Origin of the sequence: Runella defluvii (genome assembly GCF_014195535.1) — a bacterium.
GTDB lineage: Bacteria > Bacteroidota > Bacteroidia > Cytophagales > Spirosomataceae > Runella > Runella defluvii.
Genome location: NZ_JACIBY010000001.1, coordinates 1 through 19,951 on the forward strand (window position 1 = coordinate 1; position 19,951 = coordinate 19,951).

Genomic DNA, 19,951 nt, shown 5'->3' on the forward strand with positions numbered 1-19,951 from the left:
TTCACCTCTTCCCATTCCGAACAGAGAAGTTAAGCCCCACTCCGCCGATGATACTGCAATAAAATGTGGGAAAGTAGGTAGCCGCCACAATATTAAAATCCGAGAGGAGCTCAGAAACGAGCTCCTCTTTTTTTGTCATACAATTTACTCCCCACTAGTGGGGCAATCCCAAAAGTTGTGGAAAGTGTTGTATTTTTTGGATCAATTCCAAAAGTTGTGGAGAGCGTTGGATTTTTTTAGGTTTGTGCCTTTAATCAAATCTATTTGTTTTGGAAAGTTACCTTGCTTTAGTAGAGTACCTCTTACCTGACTTTATTTTAACTTACTACGAATTACTCAAAGTTGAATCGGTATCGACTGTGCTTCATCTTTATCTCCAAGAGAAGAACTATGAAGCCCAATATCTTTCCAATAAGAATTTATTATCGAAAGGCTATTTACCTGAGATTACGATTCAAGACTTTCCCATTCGAGATAAACGGGTATTTCTTCATATCAAGCGCCGTCGCTGGCTGAATACCATTACAGGAAAAGTTCAACAACGGGATTGGAATCAAGTAGCTCAAGGCACGCGAATGACACAGGAATTTGCGGCTTTTTTAAAACAGATACATCGATACGACCCCGAATGACACCCATACCATTGGGCGTTTTTACGGGGTCAATGGAAAAAATCTATTGCGTCACTACAAAGAATCTCAGAGTGGATTTAAGCAATGGGCTCAAAAGGCTCATGCTAAACAATGGCTGCTGTATGTTCAAAACATGGGTACGCATCTTTCCATTGATGAGACTTCCCTATCGGATGGGGAGTTGTATACGATTCTTACTAATAAAGCTGCCAAGGGGCGAAAAGGAAGTATTGTGGGTATTATTGCGGGTACAAAGGCTGAAACGGTGATTGAGATTCTTCGGAAAATTCCCTTGAAAACGCGTAAAAAGGTGACTGAAATTACATTAGATATGGCAGGGAATATGGCATTGATCGCCAAGCGCTGTTTCCCTTTGGCTACCCAAGTCACTGACCGTTTCCATGTACAAAAATTGGCTTCGGAGGCTTTACAGGAGATCAGAATCAAGTATCGTTGGCAAGCCATTGAGGCAGAAAATGAGGCTATTGAGCAGGCAAAAGCCACTCAAACAGACTATCAACCGGAAGTACTTTCCAATGGAGACACCCTTAAACAATTATTAGCTCGTAGCAGGTATGTGCTCTACAAAAAGGAGAAAGATTGGACAGAGAATCAAAAACAAAGGGCAACACTACTTTTTGAGCGCTATCCTGATTTGAAAAAAGCTTATGAGTTGACCATGGCCTTGAGCCATATTTTTGAGAATACCCACGATAAACTGTATGGATTGGCCCGACTGGCCAAATGGCATGAAAAAGTGCGTCAGTCCGGATTCAAAGCCTTCAACACCGTGGCGCGTTCCATCCAAAATCATTACGAAACGATTTTAAACTATTTTGATAATAGAAGTACCAATGCTTCGGCCGAGTCTTTTAACGCCAAAATAAAAGCGTTCAGAAGTCACTTCAGAGGGGAAGAAATGTAGAATTCTTCCTAACACAGTTATATGCTTAGTGTAAGGTGCTCCACAACTTTTGTACTTAATCCCCAAAAAACTATAAAACCACTATTGGGAATATAAAAATAGCCGCCCAAAAATTGCTTTTGAGGCGGCTATTTTTAATTACGGGAGTACTTGTACTCTAACTATTTTGAAGCAATTTGACCAAGAGCCGATGCTTTGGTGAATGTGCTTACTTTTGTGGTTTGTACTGAACTTACTTTGTTCGTTTCTTTCGTTGCACTATGCTCGTGACCGCCATTCACGGCAATGTATGGAGCAATGACCAATGATACGATAGACATTAACTTGATTAAGATGTTCATCGAAGGGCCAGAAGTATCTTTGAATGGATCACCTACAGTGTCCCCAGTCACCGACGCTTTGTGAGGTTCTGACTTTTTATAGAAAGTTTCTCCGTTGATTACTACCCCTTTTTCAAACGATTTTTTTGCATTATCCCAGGCACCACCTGCGTTCGATTGGAACATTCCCATCAATACGCCTGAAACTGTCACACCTGCCAATAAACCTCCTAATACTTCAGGCCCCATAGTGAAACCTACAAGCACGGGAGTAATCAAAGCAATTGCTCCTGGTAAAATCATTTGTCTAATTGAAGCTTCAGTTGAAATAGCCACGCATTTTTCGTACTCTGGCTCTGTTTTGTATTCCATAATGCCAGGAATTTCGCGGAACTGACGGCGAACTTCATTTACCATTTCCATGGCGGCCTTACCTACAGCGGAGATCGCCAATGCACTGAAAATGAACGGAATCATGCCGCCTACAAACAAGCCTGCTAGTACGTCGGCTTTGTAAATATCAATTTGGGAAATGCCTGCAATTCCTACAAAAGCAGCAAACAATGCCAACGAAGTCAAGGCTGCAGAAGCAATCGCAAAGCCTTTCCCTGTAGCAGCGGTTGTATTACCTACGGCATCCAAGTTATCCGTGCGTTCGCGTACTTCTGAAGGCAGCTGCGACATTTCAGCAATCCCCCCCGCGTTGTCAGCAATAGGTCCAAAGGCGTCGATTGCTAATTGCATCGCTGTGGTTGCCATCATACCTGCTGCTGCAATAGACACACCGTATAAACCAGCGAATTTGTAAGACAAAATAATACCCGCAGCTAACACAATGATAGGTAAAACGGTTGACTCCATACCTACTGCCAAACCACCAATGATGTTGGTAGCGTGTCCTGTACCTGATTTTTCGATAATTGAATTAACAGGACGTTTGCCCATAGCCGTATAATATTCGGTAATATACGACATCAATGCGCCTACGATTAAGCCTACTACAATTGAATAAAATACACCATCAGAAGTAAATTCAAAGCCACGAAGAACCAGACTTTCTGGTAAAATATTTTTTACAAGGAAATACGAAGCTACAAATGTGATACCAATTGATGCCCAGTTGCCAATGTTTAAAGCATTTTGAACGGATGCGTTTTCATTGCTTATACGTACAAAAAATGTAGAAACCAAAGAGGCTAATAAACCTACACCTGCAATCAACATAGGAAGAAGAACAGGGGAGAAGCCGCCGTAGTTATCAGTAACGTTGATTTCTTGTCCTAAAACCATGGTAGCCAAAATTGTTGCTACGTACGAACCGAACAAGTCAGCACCCATACCTGCTACGTCACCCACGTTGTCACCTACGTTGTCAGCGATAGTTGCTGGGTTACGAACGTCGTCTTCAGGAATACCTGCTTCCACTTTTCCTACAAGGTCAGCGCCTACGTCGGCAGCTTTGGTATAAATACCACCACCTACCCGCGCAAACAACGCGATAGATTCAGCGCCCAACGAGAAACCAGCTAAGACTTCGATTACTTTTTTCATTTCGACCGAAGTAAGTGGCTGGCCTGCCGCAAACATTTGATAAAAAACAATGAATAGGCCACTTAGACCCAATACGGCCAAACCTGCCACGCCCATACCCATAACGGAGCCACCAGTAAAAGATACGTTAAGAGCCTTGGCGAGTGAAGTGCGGGCTGCTTGGGCGGTGCGAACGTTGGCTTTGGTAGCCACTTTCATACCGATGTACCCCGCAGTAGCTGAGAACACTGCTCCAATCAAGAACGCGACAGCGATAAGTGGAGACGAGTGTATTTCGATGCCATTGGCTTCGGTTTGGCTACCCAGATACGCCAAAATTAAGGCGGTAGGAATGGCAAAGTAGGCCAAAATTTTCCATTCAGCTTTCAAGAAAGCGATGGCGCCATCGGCAATATAGCCTGATAGCTTTTTCATGTTGTCGTCGCCAGCAGGTTGGTTGGCAACCCAGTTGAAACGCCAAGCGGTGTACAGAAGCCCAATAGCCCCAAAAGCTGGGACAAGGTAAACGATACTATTCATGCGTAGGTTAAAAGATTTAGTTGAATATTTATATAAAATGTCGGGCAAATATAGCAGAACGTGATTCATTTACCCAACCCAAATCTTAGTTAATTGCTGATTTTATATCGTTATTGTACAATTTTTGGCCCTATTTTAAGTGAGTGTCACTAAAACAGGGCCAAAAATTGATAAACGAACCTTAATTTACTTTTACAACTTTCAGCGTTGCTTGTTTTTCAGGAGTCGTCACCTTCAAGAAATACATCCCCGCAGGTAATTCGCTCACGCCAAACTCTTCCTGGTGCGTATTGGTTTCGGGTACAAATTGACGGCGTACTATCTCTCTACCCGAAGCATCGGTTAAAGCCGCTTGCACCGTTTGCGCTTTGCCATCTTGCACTTTTAAGCGAAGGATGTTGGTGACAGGGTTGGGGAGAACGGTGGCGAAAGATCCGTTATCCGTTATCTGTTTTCCGTTATCCGACCCTTGCCATTTGCCATTTGCCTCTTGCCCTTCGCCTCTTGCTCCTTGCCCTTTGCCATTTGCCTCTTCGCTCTCCGCTGTCCTCGCTGCTCCTACGCCTACCCCATCTTTCGATTGGATACGGAACCAATATTCTTGATACGCCAGCACATTGCCTTGCGGTTGACGCGTTGCAGGGTAGATGCTGCCCCAACCCTTTTGGTCCCAGTAACGAATGCCTAATTTGTACAATCCTTTTGGTAAACCAGTGTCATAGACGTTACCACCCACACCATTGTCTTGGTAAAAACCGTACGCGGGGTGGTTTTGAGCGTATAGCTCCGTCCAGCCTTCACGGTTGGCGTACATAAAATACGGTGCGTTGTTCTCGTGCGTGTTGAAAGAACGAATCACGCCCATTTCGGGTGTTGCCAACATGTCAAAGGTCAACGAACCATCGGTACTTAATCCGCAGGCTTCTACGTTGATAGTCCAGTAGCGAGGTGCCATTTTGTTCGCGTTTTCTACGTAAAATAACGTCGGATTTACTTGCGTACTTTGATCCAATTCGGGACCACCGTCGCGGGTGATGAATTGACTACTCCACAACGACTTATCGTTCGCTGGTTTTACTGCCGATTTTGATTCACCAATGTTTATCAACGTCACCACAAACGCATTCCAGTAAATATCCTTGCGAATACTTTCCGAACTCTGACAACCGCCGTCGAAGAGACACTTTGCCCAATACGTTTGCTTCGTTACGTTGCTGAAAGCAACCTCAAAACTTGGTGCAGTGACACCCGTGTTCCAGAACGTCTGACTTCCTGCGGGGCAGTTGGCCGAAATCGTGACCGTTGTACCCGTACACACAATCTCTTGACTTGCCGTAATCACGGGCGCTACTTGCGTTGGCGTTAAAGTGAACGTCACTACGTTACTTTTGTCACTCACACACCCATTTTCCGTTTGGCAACGAGCGTAGTACGACGTCGTTTGACTTGGAACGGTTGAAGGAAGGCTTGGCAATGCCACGTTCGTGGTCGCATTGTACCAAACTGTGCGCAAACTTCCACACGTTGATTGGCCGCTGAAACTCGCCGATGGGTTACAACTGCTTGTCGATGGCAATGATACCGTCGGTGCCGATGGAATGGTAACCAGTTTTAAGCGCATCACCCCCGACTCTGACTCCACACACGATGGAGTTCCGTCCGATTTGCGGCAACGTACGCGGTAATTGTGGTACTGATTATCCACCAAGCCTACAGGTACGCCCGCGCTGTATTCGCCACCGTCAACGGAATAAAGTATCACTTCACCCGTGGCACAATTGGCGTTAAATGTAAGAGGCATATTCACCAAACTACACACTTCTTTCGTCTCGCCCACGGCAACTGTTACGCCATCCACCAACAGCGACACATTTTGCGGAACAGAGGCACGGTTATTAATTGTCAATTCAATGACTCCCGAATAGGTCGAAGCGCAATTGGCGTCGCAAGCTGCTTGGTAGCGGTGGGGTTGGTTATTGGAGGACTGGGAAACTGGGGCTGTCGCCGACCAGTTGCTCCATGCACCACTACCAACTTGAACGCGCCAAACGGGTGAACCTGAAACACACAAACCCGTAACATTAAACTGTAAACCATTAACAGGATTGGCATCTGTGTCGCACAAAACTGGGTTGTTACCTTCGTTTAGGGTTTGTTGAAGGGTAGTTAGGGTAATCGTTGGCGGAACCACTACTGTTACCATCACATCCACAAATCCGCTCAATTGAGGTGCTAATTCGCAACGAACTTTGTAGCTCGTACTTGCCGTAAGCGCTGGCGTCACCAACGGTGAGCCCACAAATAATTGAGTGGTACCTGCCGCGTTGTACCACGTTACTTGACCTACTTTGCACGACGCCGTCAACGACGCCGTCGCATTTTTGCAAATGGTTACGTTGGCAGTATTCGCTGGAAGTTCCACCGAAGCAATGACGGTCAATACCGCATCGTTGCCATCGCCACCTACATAACTGATGCGGGCGTTTAACTGACCTCCCAAGAATGGTGCAATCGTTGAGCCTTCAGGCAAGCCGTTGAACGTACCTTGAATGGCATCACTACCGTCGTTGTTGACTATCACAAACGTTTGTCCCAACACGGGCACGTGGCTACCGCTGAGTACTAAATCAAGTCCCGACAGGTTGACCGAACCTGCTACGTTGAGCTGACGATAGTCGGTATCGGCCGTAGTTCCGTTGATGGCAATGGCCAAGTCATTGCCCGAGGCAAACGACACGGTTCCGACGTTGACATCCGTTCCCGCAACTGTTGGGTTGATGCCTCCCGCTGCGTTGATGGCAAGGTTGCCCCCGTTGATTGCCAAAGCTGAAGCGTTCAAATTAACCGCCCCTGCCGTCGTGAGGTTGACATTGGTGGCGGCGGCGCGGCTGATGGGCGCACTGATGGTAATGGCACCGCTGTTGGCATCACCAATTTGGAGCGTGCCCGCCGTGATGCGGTCAAGTTCGTCGTCGGAAAGGCTCAAAGGTCCGCCTAGCAAATTTGTCGCTGCTCCCAAGTCGATATTGACGCCATTGGTGTAAGGACGAAGTATCACACTGCTGGCCGAGTTGGTACTGATGACCGCCGTATTTTTAATGTCAATACTGTTGGTAATCAGCGAAATGTTTCCTCCCATGCTCGCTGTTGTAATTTGTCCACCAGAAAGTGATTCAATCTCAATACCCACGCCGCTACCGCCTTCAATGCCAGTTATGGTGATGGCACCTCCTGAGGTGCTATTGACAGTCCTGCGAATATAAACCCCTTGATTATAGGGGCCAGTTGAGCTTCCAGCCGTTCCTTGAATGTTGATTGCTTTCCCATTCCCCGCCGTAACGGTGCCATTTAAGTCAACCCCTACACTTCCATTGGATGCTGTAGCATCAGCTCCCCCTACGCCAATAATCGTAATGGTGCCATCATTGGTTGTGACCAAATTATCAACCTCTACCCCATCGCTAAATGACTGGTTTGCACCCGTACCTTCTATGTAAATAGTACCTGTACCCCCCGCAAGAACTTTTCCACTTAGCCCAATGCCCGTATTGCCCGTAGAATTATTGAATGAACCATTGGCCCCTTGCCCGCCCTGACCAATGAGTCGGATATTACCGTTATTGGTACTAATTTGGCTATTGGAACCAGAAAGCTGAAGACCATAATTAAACGAAGCGGTGCTTGCCGAGCTACTGCCAGTACCCTGTACCGTGACATTCCCAGTTCCTCCCGCCGCAATACGGCTAGTAGCATCCAGTAAAACACCTGTATTGGCGCTACTGGTGCTTGCGCCCCCTGCTTGGCCAGTGACACTAATGTGGCCATTGGTAGAAGTAATCGCACTCGATTTTAGAAAAACGCCTTGATGGTAGCCATTCGTGCCGCTTCCGCCACTGCCTTGAACCGTTACTGTTCCCACCCCACCCGCAGAAATTAATCCTGAACTTTCAAGATAGATACCATGGTTAGCGGTGTTGCTGCCCCCACCTTGACCTGTTACGCTTACATTTCCTCCTGAAGAAGTGATGGTACCTGCATTAAGGTGTACCCCAAAGGTGTAACCGTCTGTCTGACTAGCTCCTGTGCCTTGTACGGTCACCGTACCCGTTCCACCTGCGGTAATCATCCCCGAGGATTTGACTGCAACACCGTGTTGGTTATACCCGCCTGGCATGCCATCTCCTTGGCCTACAACACTCACATTCCCTCCCAAAGAAGTAATTTTAGAATTTGTACCAGTGACCAACACGCCAATGTTTTCATTATAAGCGGCAGTACCACCTGTTCCCGTTACCGAAAGCGCGGCGGTTCCTCCTTCAATGATACCACCATTGCTTACTGAAACCCCTGCTTTGTAGCCAGCAACCCCACTTTTTCCTTTGATGGCTGTTTGGCCACTGCCTGTTACTTTTAGCGAGCCGCCATTGACATCAACACCAGCAAAATCGCCCGATGAAGGCGTTGTCTGTTGGTTGGCTTCCACGACTAAATTTCCGTTTTGAGTCTGCAAACTACCCCCTGAATTGATGGTTGCATTTTTGCTTACTTTCACCGTGGCCGTGCCTGTGCCAGAGAGGGTGACAATCGCATTAGCAGCGATACTCAAAGCATCCGTTCCAGGCGCGGTAGCGTCATCATTTTGCAAGTCTAAATCCAAGTTAGCATTGCTGACAAACGTGATGTTACCATTCAAATTGACTTCGTCGTCTCCCGTGCCACCGTTGATGGTCAATGTGGGCAATTGGGTTGTAAATGCCCCAACGTTGATGATGTCGTTGCCGCCAGCCGTGTTGACAGTAATACTATTTTTACCCGAAAGAACTACTTCCGCTGGCGTCGTAAAGGCCGTAGTGGTACCGCCGTCAATGTTATACGTTTTACCCGTGACGTTAAAGCGGATTTTACCGCTGTTTTCACTTACCTCCAACGTTGCGCCCGTGCCTTTGGCATCGGTAATGACTATGTTTCCGCTTGTGGTCGTAATGGTGTAGTCGGGAGAGGTACAGGCAATATTTTGAGCATCACCCGTGATAGTCCAGCCTTTGTTGGTAATCAAATTGTTACGCGCCGATTGAGCAGTACAATATTTTAGCCCTAGTGCGCCCAAACTCCGACCCGTCACTGTCCCCTGATTGAAGCCAATCAACGTAGCATCGTAGTTGACCTCGTTCATTCCACAGTTGTCTAGGAAGTTGCCTAGATTAACGCTGGCATTGAATTTGGTTCCCCAAGCCGCCAAGCTTTGATTGAAAGCCGTCGCATTTTGAAACATTAACGACATGTTAGTGACATTACTCACGTCCCAATTGCTAATATCTTGGTTAAACGAAGTCGCTTCTTGGAACATACGTGACATCCCCGTTATGGTGCTTGTATTCCACGTACTGATATTTGCGGGGCCATTGAGAATCGTACAATTAGCAAACATGGATGAAAGCGACGTTACGCCAGATAAATTGGGGACATCTGTCGCGGTAACGCTCAGGTTATTACAACCATTGAAAGCACTGCTCATAGATGTCCAAGCAATGTCCCCCCATTGACTAATCGTCAGTAATTTAGAAGCATCGCCTACGGAGTTAAAATGAATCCTTGGGAAATCCCCTCGAATAGCTACTGTGTAAGTACCTGCCGTACCGTAATTATGGGTAACGCTCCCCGTTACTCCTAACTCATCATAAATACCGTCGTTGTTCCAGTCCACGTCGTAATTGTAGCCTGTACCTAAGGTCGGGATGGTGATGGAAGTAGCGCTAGAAGTACCTGAGTTGTCAGTTTTCCACGTCGTGACAAAAGGCTTTCCACCGTAACCTTCAATGGCAAAGGTGTAAGGGTTTTCGTCGGGGTCGTTGCTCGGAATGCTGATAGTTGCCGTGCGTTTACCCGCCGTTGTAGGGTCAAAAGTTACCGTAAAGGTCGTTGAACTACCTACAGCAACAGTCGTTAAAGAAGGCTGGGTGATGACAAAATCGGTGGTTCCACCCGTAATTGTTCCCAATGTCAAAGCTCCCGCTCCCGTATTTTCGATGGTGAACGTACGCATCACCGAGCCACTTGGTACCGAGACAGGCCCAAAATCCGTATGGTCGGTGATAATTGGTGAGTTATCACCACTTACAATGCTGATGCTATTGCCTTTGAGGTTAATCTCTGGCGCACACGTAGAAGAAAGAGCATCCCCCGCGATAGTCCAGCCTTTGTTGGTAGTTAGGTTCGTACGAGCCGATTGAGCAGTACAATATTGCAAACCTGTTGCTCCCAAATTTCGACCTGTCACTGTGCCCTGATTGAAGCCAATTAGCGTAGCGTCGTAGTTGGCAACATTCATGCCGCAACTACTCAGCATCTCTGTTAAATCAACACTGGCATTGAATTTGGTTCCCCAAGCCGCCAAGTTTTGATCAAAAGCCGTTGCCCCCAAAAACATCCCAGTCATATTTGTCACCTTACTCACATCCCAACCACTGATGTTTTGATTGAAAGCTGTCGCGGAAAACATCCTAGCCATGTTTGTCACCTTACTTACGTTCCAATTGCTAATGTTTTGGTTGAAGGAGCTAACGCCACTGAACATCAATGACATATTCTCGACACTACTCACATCCCAAGCACTGATGTCTTGGTTGATAGCGGATATCGCCAAAAACGTACGGCTCATGTTAGTGACATCATTCAAGTCGGGCTTATCACTGGCATTTATCTGTAAGTTATCACATCCTAAAAATGCTCTTTCAAAACTTTTCCAGTCAATATCTCCCCACTGATTGACGGACAAAAGTTTCTTATTATTGGCTCCATCATTATCGAAGAATATTCGCGGGAAAGCGCCTCTAATAGCTACCGTGTAGGTATTAGCCGTACCATAATCGTGGGTGACATTACCCGTCAGCCCAAACTCATCATAAATACCATCATTGTTCCAATCCACGTCGTAGCTATAGCCCGTGCCTGTAGTTGGAATAGTGATAGAGGTCTGCGCTGGATTGTCTTTATCAGTTTGCCACGTCGTAATAAAAGGCTTTCCACCGTAACCTTCAATGGCAAAGGTATAAGGCGAGCCAGAGTCGTTGCTCGGAATGCTGATAGTTGTCGTGCGTTTACCCGTTGTTGTAGGGTCAAACGTCACCGTAAAGGTGGTTGAACTATTGGCAGGAATACTCGTCAAGGAAGGTTGCGTGATGGTAAAATCGGTGGTTCCTCCCGTGATTGTTCCCAACGTCAAGGCCACTGCCCCCGTATTTTCGATGGTGAACGTACGAGTCACCGAGCCACTTGGCACTGAGACTGGGCCAAAATCTGTGTGATCAGTAATGATGGGTGTATTGTCACCACTTACGATGCTGACGTTGTTGCCTTTGAGGTTGATGTCGGGCGTACACGTTGAAGAGAGCGCATCGCCCGTAATGACCCACCCTTTTCCACCACTTCCAGTCGCTCCCACCAACGTAGCGCGCGCGGCGGCGGCAGCACAGTATTTTAAACCTGCGGCACCCATTTCTTTGCTTGTGAGTGTACTTTGACTAAACCCAGTGAGGGTAGCATCATAGTTCGCAACACTCATCCCGCAGTTATCAAGAAAAAATCGTAAGTCAACGCCTGTATTAAGTTTGGCTCCCCACGAAGATAGACTTTGGTTAAAGGCCGTCGCATGGTCAAACATCCCGTACAGGGTAGTGACAGCTCTGATGTCCCACGAGCTCAAGTCCTGATTAAAAGCAGACGTTTCGTGAAACATCAAGCCCATATTCGTAACTGTGCTTACGTTCCAACCACTTATGTTTTGATTGAAAGCAGTTGTACCGTAAAACATCATACTCATGTCCAAAACTTTACTTACATTCCAACGGCTTATATCTTGATTGAAGGCAACCGCAGCTCTAAACATTGTGCTCATGTCAGTAACAGCACCTACTTGCCAATTACCGATGTCTTGATTAAAGTGACTGGCTCCGTAGAACATTCCAGACATATCGTTGACCATCTGCACATCCCACCCGCCAATATTTCCATTAAAATCGGTGGCTCCGTAGAACATTTGTGAGGTCGAAAGTGCCTTCGTCGGTTGCCAACTTCCAATATTTTGATTGAAACGGGGTGCCATAAAAAACATCCGTCTAAACGTGGTAACATTTCTTACATCCCAGTTCGCGATATTCCCGTTAAATGCGTCTGCATTGCTGAACATCTCTTCCATCGTGGTCACGGCACCTACTTGCCAGCCGTTGAGCGGTTGATTAAAGGAGGTAGCTCCGAAAAACAAAGATCTCATGGTAGTTACGGCTCTCACATCCCAACCATTAATAGCTTGGTTGAAAAGAAGACATCCAGCAAACATGTATCCCATGTCAGTGACAGAGCCTACATTCCAGCTACCTATGTTGTTTGGCCCTGTTAATTTTTGGCAACCAGAAAACATGTGCCGGGTAGAAGTAACATTGGCTAAATCAGGAATATCTGTAGCCGAAACCTCTAGGTTTATACATCCCGCAAACGCCCTTTCCATGCTTGTCCAGGCACCGCTTCCCCATTGAGTTACCGCCAACAACTTTGCCTTATCACCTGCATCATTAAAATAAATTCGCGGAAAAGTCCCTCTGATAGCCACTGTATATGTACCTGCCGTACCGTAGTCGTGGGTAACGTTGCCCGTCAGCCCCAACTCATCATAGATACCGTCGTTATTCCAGTCCACGTCGTAGCTATAGCCCGTACCCGTGGTCGGTATTCTAATGGAGGTACTGCTTGAAGTACCTGAGTTATCAGTTTTCCAAGTTGTGATAAAAGGCGTTCCACCGTAGCCTTCGATGGCGAAGGTGTAAGGGTTTTCGTCGGGGTCGTTGCTCGGAATGCTGATGGTGGCTGTACGTTTACCCGCTGTGGTAGGGTCAAACGTCACCGTAAAGGTGGTTGAACCATTGGCAGGAATACTCGTCAACGAAGGTTGCGTGATGACAAAATCGGTGGTTCCACCCGTAATTGTTCCCAACGTCAAGGCTCCCGCTCCCGTATTTTCGATGGTAAAGGTGCGTGTTACGGAGCCGCTTGGCACTGAGACGGGGCCAAAATCTGTGTGATCAGTAATGATGGGTGTATTGTCACCCCTTGCGATATTTTGACTGTTGCCTTTGAGGTTGATGTCGGGTACGGCAGGGGCTGCCACCGTAATCACCACATCATTGTTATCGGTTCCTCCCGTGTAACTAATCGTCGCACTTCGACCACTTCCCAGAAAATTACTAAGCGTTGCGCCTTGAGCAAAATTACTGAAGGTACCACCGACAGCTTCCGTACCGTCGTTGTCCACAATCACAAACGTCTCTCCTCCTACCAGTGCAGGCGTGCCACTCAACACCAAGTTGGTCCCCGACAAATTCACCCCGCCCACTACCTTGAGTTGGCTGTAGGTACTGCCCGTACCGTCTCCTGCCGTCGTACCGTTGATGGGAATGTCTAAATCGCCCCCCACCGTCAGCGTAAACACTGTCACATCCGTTCCGTTAAAGGTAGGTTTGATGACTTTAGGTGACGTGCCTGGGTCGAGCAAGAGCGTACCGCCGTTGGTATTGATACTTCCTCCACTGATGATGACATCGCCGCCGCTGATGAGTTCCATGTTGGTAAGTGTTGGGCGAGTAATTCCAGTCCCAACGGTAATATCGCCCATCGTCGCATCACCGACGACAAGCGTACCCGTGCTGATTCTATCAAGTTCAAGATCCGATAAAATAAGGGGGCCATTGGTGGCATCAGGGGCAAGAGAAAACTCAATCGCTGTACCTGCCGTGAAGGGCTTGAGGGTTACACGGCCTGACGAATTAGTGCGGATATCAGGTGAATCTACTATTCGTAAACTATTGGTAGTAATTGCAATGTTACCGCCACTAACTTCCGTAGTAATGCTAGAGACTGGAGCCCCGCTTTGCTTTGACATATAGATACCGTACGTCAACGTACTTCCGCCTCCTGGTTTACCTGTAAGCGCAATATTTCCTCCCGCAGACTTAATCAAGCCTTCCAATGCTATCCCGTGGTTTGAACTACCAGTAGCAGTTCCGCCTTCTCCCGTGATAGTTACCGTGCCAGTACCTCCAGCTGATATTTCGCCACTTTGGCTCATAAAAAGTCCATAGTTCAATTGGCTAGCTCCACTGCCTCCGCCGTAGGCATTGACCGTAACAGCCCCGCCTACTGAAGTGATTTTAGCCGAAGCTTGTATATTTACCCCTACATTATTGATTCCCGTTGGAGCTGTACCCCCTCGCCCAGTGACTGTCACCGCACCCGTTCCCGCAGAGGTAATTTCACCAGAAGTAGCCAGTCTTATCCCGTCATTGCCAATACTGCTCCCTGTTCCACCACCTGTACCCTCTACGGTTACGGCTCCGCCCAAAGAGGTTATTTTAGCCGAACTTCCTTGGATGAAAATACCGTAATTGCCGATTCCACTCGAAGCACCGCCGTTACCAATGACCGAAACGGTATTGCTACCTCCATAGATGACTCCTCCAAAGTTTAAAAGAATACCTGCCTGACTACCCGATGCGTCATTTCCTCCTTTTCCTTTGACCGTCAGGGTACCCGAACCTAGGACTTGCAATTGAGTGCTACTGCCCATAGATACACCGATGAAATTACCAGCGGTAGGACTTGTTTGTTGGTTTGCTTCTACGGTGAGGTTACCATTATTGGTTCCGAGTGTGCTTCCGTTATTGAAAACGACATTTTTGCTTACTCTGAGAGTCGCTGCTCCTGTTCCTTGAAGCACAATGTTAGTATTAATCGCAAACGTGACGCCATCCACTCCTGGGCTACCGTCATCGTTCTGCAAATCCACATCCAAGTTGGCATTGGTTGCAAAAGTGATGTCTTCGTTAAAATTGACTTGGTCGTCGCCCGTGCCGCCGTGGATGGTTAGTGAAGGGAGATTGTTGCCGAGAGCGCCGATGTTGATGATGTCGTTGCCGTCAGCAGTGTTTACTGTGATGCTTGCTAAACTACTCAAAGGTACATCCGCAGGGAAGTTGGTCGTAGGGCCATTGTTTAGACTGAATGTTTTCCCTGTTACATTAAAACGGATATTCGTACTATTTGGAGTAATGTCCAACGTTTCGCCCGTTCCTGTTAGGTCTGTGATGACAAGGTTATTACCCGATGTACTGATGGTATAATCAGGCTGGCCAGCATTGTTAAAGGTAAACGGAACTACATAAAAACATCCGCCTGTATTGGGGGTGATTTTAGCATAGAGGGTTTGTGAACCTGTAGGCAAGCTCGACGATGGGGTGAAGGTATTGGTATTTTGGGTGTAAGTACCTGCAGAGTTACCTGAGGTCGCAGCTTCATTCGTAAAAATACCATTTACTGTGCCGTTATACGTTGCCCCAAAGGTAAAAATAGGGGTTGTATTGTTGACCACAACGGAGTTGGTCGTATTGTTCACACCTCCCGTTAAGCTATTGTATTTCAGTACGCCATAATTATTGGTGGTGGCTACGTAATGGCCTAAATCGGATCCGACAAGGGTATATCCGTAATTGTTAAAGACCGAGTTCCCTGACATGTCGAGGTTGCCAGTGATTTTGATGACGCCACAATTCTGATTAGTAAACGTAGTGGCATTGATAATTTCTATCTTACTACTGTTGATAGTACCGCTGTTACTACTGGTTGTATTTTGTCCATCTAATACCAAGCCAATATTGCTACCCGTGGCATTAATCGTAGCATTGCTTTCGTTGATGATTTTACCGCCAGCTGCTACATAACCCCCTCTATACCCTGAAGCAGTAAGGGTCGCACCCGTTTTGTTGTTGAAAGTACCAACAGCATACATTCCATAATTTTGGTTACCATTTGCATTTAAGGTTCCATAGTTTTCTAAAGCCGTGGTTGAGACTGCTAACTGAATGGCGCCTTGATTTTGTGCAGTGGCGTTGGTATTGGTTATGGTGGTAGTACCTCTATTAATGAACTGAGCATTATCTTGTAAATACAGCGCAACAGCATTATTTTGAACGGTTAAACTAGCCCCTGTCCCTACTGTTAAACTAGCATTCCCTGTCATATATACTTGTTTAGCAGTGGCATTGATGCCCGTCGAAATGGTCGGATACACAGTGGCAGTAGGAATAAGAACTACATTGCCTGCACCTGGTACGCCGTTGGGAGTCCAATTACATGGGTTTGTCCAGTCGGAGTTGACCGAGCCGTTCCAGCCCATATTCTCTGTAGATGTAGCGACTTGGGCACAGCCGTTTTGAAAGGTATTAGGCACTACGTAGCTGCAACTATTGGCTGTCGATGTTATTTTTATAAAGATGGGGACACTTCCTGCGGGAAGGGTATTGGCTGGGGTAAAGGTGTTGTTCGCCTGATTGTACGTACCTGCTGAATTAGAAAGTCCTGCATCAGTAAAAATCTCAATGGTACCTGCGTAAGTGCCAGTATAGGTGAACATTGTTGTGGCAGAAGCATTTCTATTTACCCGTACCGAACCAGTATTTGAGGTAATTTGATTATGAGTGAGCGTGCCTCCAATGAACGCAACCCCACCGCTTTGATTGGTAAAAGTTCCTACTGCCCCTAAATTCCCTACCGTTCTGAACATCCCAGCATTGTTAAAAAAGGAGCTACCAACAGTATTGAGAAGCATTCCCCCGCTGTAATTGGCAAAGCTAGCACAGGCGTAGTTGTTGAAAGTAGCACTAGGACCATTGGAACCAGTATTACCAATTTGAATAGGGGTTGAGTTGGTAGAATTAATTACAACGGATCCGTAGTTATGGAAAACGTTGTCATCAAAACCCATTTCAAATGTACTGTTGACACCACTACCGCCGCTTGTTTCAAGGATGAGTAAGCCATTGTTGGTCACAGTGGCATATTGCACCATCTCAAATTTGGTTACAGTACTTTCGGTGCTGCCCATGCGCAGTGCGGCGTTCTGATTAATGGTCAATGATGGCCTGTTTGAAAAGCTTCCATTGAGCGTTATTGACTTGGCGGTGGCCGTTGTTCCCGAAGGGATAACCACTGTCCCACCCGATTGAATTGAAACTGGATTGGTCTGCGTCGGTACACCGTTGGGAGTCCAGTTGCAGGGGTTCGTCCAGTCGTTGCTCACTGAGCCGTTCCAACTCATTGATTGCGTAGCAGAGGCGACTTGGGTGCAGCCTTCTAACCCCGTTCCTCTGATACTAAAATAATATGGATGCTCGGTAGGAGCAAAGCTATTGACATAAACAGTAGCATTTCTGGATCCAACAACAGAAGGGTTAAAGGCTACTTGAAATGTGGTAGAACCGTTTGGAGCAATGGACGAAGAGGAGGGGGGAGAAGCAAGGGAGAAGTCGGCGGCTCCTGTTCCATCAAATAGAACGACAGTGCCCGTACTCAAGTCTAATGTACCTGTACCTGTATTTTCGATGGTAAATGTTTTAACAACTGGCCCCGCTCCTATATTTCTTGAACCAAAATCTGTATCATTATCTGTTGAAGGGCCATTGTAGGTATGCGGAATATCTTGCCCTTTTCCTACTATGTTTATATTTGGTAAGTTATTTACCCCTATTCCAGCAATATTAAATGTATAAGTGCCTTCGTTGCTATCACTATTGTTTATCGTAACCGTTGCCGTACGTGTTCCTAAACCTGAGGGTGTAAAGGTTATAATAAAGAAAATAGAAGAGTTTCCTCCCACTATGTCTGAACTCGGTTGGGTGGTTACCTGAAAATCGCTCGCATTTGCCCCTGTGATACTCACTCTAGGATTTCCAGAGAGCCCTAAAGCACCAATACCTGTATTATAAATTCTGAACAACCGTGTATGTGATCCACTGGGAGCTAATTGTACCCCAAAATGGGTATTATCATTTACTGTGGGGGTGACGTCACCGCTGGGAATAGATATATCGTTTCCTCGGACGTCTATCTCTGACGGAGCAGCATAAAAGGTGGCAGTAAGCTGGCCGCCATAATACCAGTCTTGTGTGCCCAGACTTCCATTGGTTGTGTTAATTTGGGATTGATTTCCACTGCTGTTGGTAATTCTGTATCCAACTACATTTGTCAGTGCGTGCTCAGGGGCGGGAGTAAAAAAGATATTTGCCTGCCCCTGAGAATACCCAGAGCAATAGCTAGAACAGTTGAGGTTGATACCAATACCTGTTACTTTTCCAGTGTTATCTGGTACAATATCTACGTTTACGTACTGAGCCTTTGCCGCTTGGGTAAAAAAGCTGAGTATGGCAAAAAAAATAAGCCGTATTAGGGTAAATGGTTGTAAACACGTTTTCATGGTAGAAAAATTTAAGTGTGTTCAGAGTGAATGAGACAAGGCTATCGCCAAGCCCTCCTAAAAAGGAGGGCTTAAAGCGAGAGAATTACGTCAAGGATGGGTTAGTTACTGCAACTTATCAGGTGCAATAGGCATCGGTACGATGTTGTTGACGGGTGGCGTGCTCTTCAAGTAGGCAAATACCGCTTGCAGGTCTTCTTCGGCCATGTTCACGTAGTTGGGCCAAGGCATCGGAGGCAACAAGGGGCGCGCGGTCGCAATCCCTTTTGATTTGCCTTGCGTGAGGGCAATCTTGAACTGCTCAAACGACCAAGAGCCAATTCCTGTGGTATCGGAGGTCAAATTGGCCGCAAAGCTCATTCCCCAAGGGCCAACGGCCGACGTACCGTCGCCGCCAAGTAGCATCCAACCACTTTTCAACGCGTCAGGGGTTACTTTTGCGATGGGACGGTCAGCGGGGTAGCCCGACAAGTGGCGACCTGGTACTTCTTCTGGCCCTTTCGGACCCAGCTGCTTGGGCGAATGGCAGTCTTGGCAGCCCATGATGCCAACCAAGTACTCACCACGCTTGATAAGCGCCGAGTCCGATAGTTCCAGTTCAGCCTTGGCCGTGTCCTTCGACTCTTGCGAAGGTTGACAAGCTGCAATAAAGAAAACGAGTAGGGCAAATGCGTAAATAGGATAGTTTTTCATTGTTGTAGGGAAAAAAGGTTAATTAGTATGTTAGTTTTTGAATGGTTCCAAGGGCGTAGCTCAAAAGGTAAAATTCGCGGTTTCCGCTGCGTTCGATGTCGGTTGGCATCATGATGCTTGGGAGTAATACTTTGCCTTCTTCGTTGACCACTTTACCCGAAAGCGGTTGAAAGCCCGTTGCGCCAAACTCCGCCATCTGAATCGCCAATGGCTTGTTGTTTTTAGAAAGCGTCAAATGCGACAAAGTCGTAAAACCTGTTTTGTACTCACTTACGGTACCGTCGGTCGTTATTTGGTACATTTTAGCGTTACCTGGAGCAAACGGAAATCCGCTGAGCGTTGTCACTAAGAAACGCGTGCCATCAAATACAATTCCCGTCGGAACGGCTTCTATTTTGGTTCCTGCATCGGGGATTTTGGCAAACAAGCTCAATTTCCCCGTGGCCTTGTCGCGTTTAAAGATGGCATTGGCACCTGCGTCGGCGATGTATAGATTGCCATCGGGGCCAACGACCAAATCAAACACGTTGGAATTGATAGGGTCGGTAAGTTTGAGGGTACGGATGTAGGTGCCTAAATCCTCCTTTTGGGCAGTAGAAATATTAAGAGGAGCATCGCCTGCTTTGAAAGAAGCAACGTCAATGGTATAAAGCATTCCACTGACACCGTGAAGCACGTACAATTTTCCGTCGTGGAAAAGAGGGTGGCTCATGCCTTCAATTGCCCCGTTGGCAATGACCGAAGGGAAGCCCGTCATGGCCGTCGTTTTTGTTCCTTGTGGAGTAATCATGACGATGCTTCCGTCGTTTTTACCCGTACCAGCTTCGGTGACCCAAAGCTGCCCTTTGGTGTCGAGGGTAAGCCCGATGGGAGCGCGTAATTGATCTGCAAAGTTGGCCGCCGTCAATTGCTCTGGTTCGGGCACGACTTCTTCTTTTTCATTACAAGCCACAAGCCAACCAACCAATACGACAGTCGAAAGAGATAACCAAAATGTGCGGGAAGTTTTCATAAA

General features: G+C 46.9%; 6 protein-coding genes and 1 rRNA gene. 3 read left to right on the forward strand and 4 right to left on the reverse strand.

The window, feature by feature from the left end; genetic code table 11:
- The 3 genes from rrf to FHS57_RS00015 form a co-directional block, all read left to right on the forward strand.
- Positions 1–90: ribosomal RNA gene (gene rrf, locus FHS57_RS00005) — 5S ribosomal RNA — on the forward strand; the annotation flags it as partial.
- A gap of 179 nt (positions 91–269) precedes the next feature.
- A complete protein-coding gene (locus FHS57_RS00010) occupies positions 270–632 on the forward strand; it encodes an ISAon1 family transposase N-terminal region protein (RefSeq protein WP_183970825.1) in 363 nt (120 codons plus the stop codon).
- Positions 633–642: 10 nt separating this feature from the next.
- The gene (locus FHS57_RS00015; RefSeq protein WP_445508833.1) at positions 643–1,557 is read left to right on the forward strand and encodes an ISAon1 family transposase; all 915 of its coding nucleotides are present in this window, start codon (positions 643–645) and stop codon (positions 1,555–1,557) included.
- 161 nt (positions 1,558–1,718) lie between these two features.
- On the opposite strand, the gene FHS57_RS00020 is transcribed toward FHS57_RS00015, so the two are convergent.
- The 4 genes from FHS57_RS00020 to FHS57_RS00035 all read right to left on the reverse strand — a co-directional run bounded on the left by FHS57_RS00020 (position 1,719) and on the right by FHS57_RS00035 (position 19,948).
- Positions 1,719–3,947, reverse strand: a complete 2,229-nt coding sequence (locus tag FHS57_RS00020) for a sodium-translocating pyrophosphatase (RefSeq protein WP_183970827.1) — start codon at positions 3,945–3,947, stop codon at positions 1,719–1,721.
- A gap of 181 nt (positions 3,948–4,128) precedes the next feature.
- Positions 4,129–18,243 carry a BspA family leucine-rich repeat surface protein gene (locus FHS57_RS00025; RefSeq protein ID WP_183970828.1) on the reverse strand — a complete coding sequence of 4,705 codons (14,115 nt, stop codon included), beginning with the start codon at positions 18,241–18,243 and terminating at the stop codon, positions 4,129–4,131.
- A 105-nt stretch (positions 18,244–18,348) separates the two neighbouring features.
- A complete protein-coding gene (locus FHS57_RS00030) occupies positions 18,349–18,936 on the reverse strand; it encodes a diheme cytochrome c-553 (RefSeq protein WP_183970829.1) in 588 nt (195 codons plus the stop codon).
- A 22-nt stretch (positions 18,937–18,958) separates the two neighbouring features.
- Positions 18,959–19,948: a ScyD/ScyE family protein gene (locus FHS57_RS00035; protein ID WP_183970830.1), complete on the reverse strand. Its 990-nt coding sequence runs from the start codon at positions 19,946–19,948 to the stop codon at positions 18,959–18,961.
- Between the last annotated feature and the right edge of the window lie 3 nt (positions 19,949–19,951).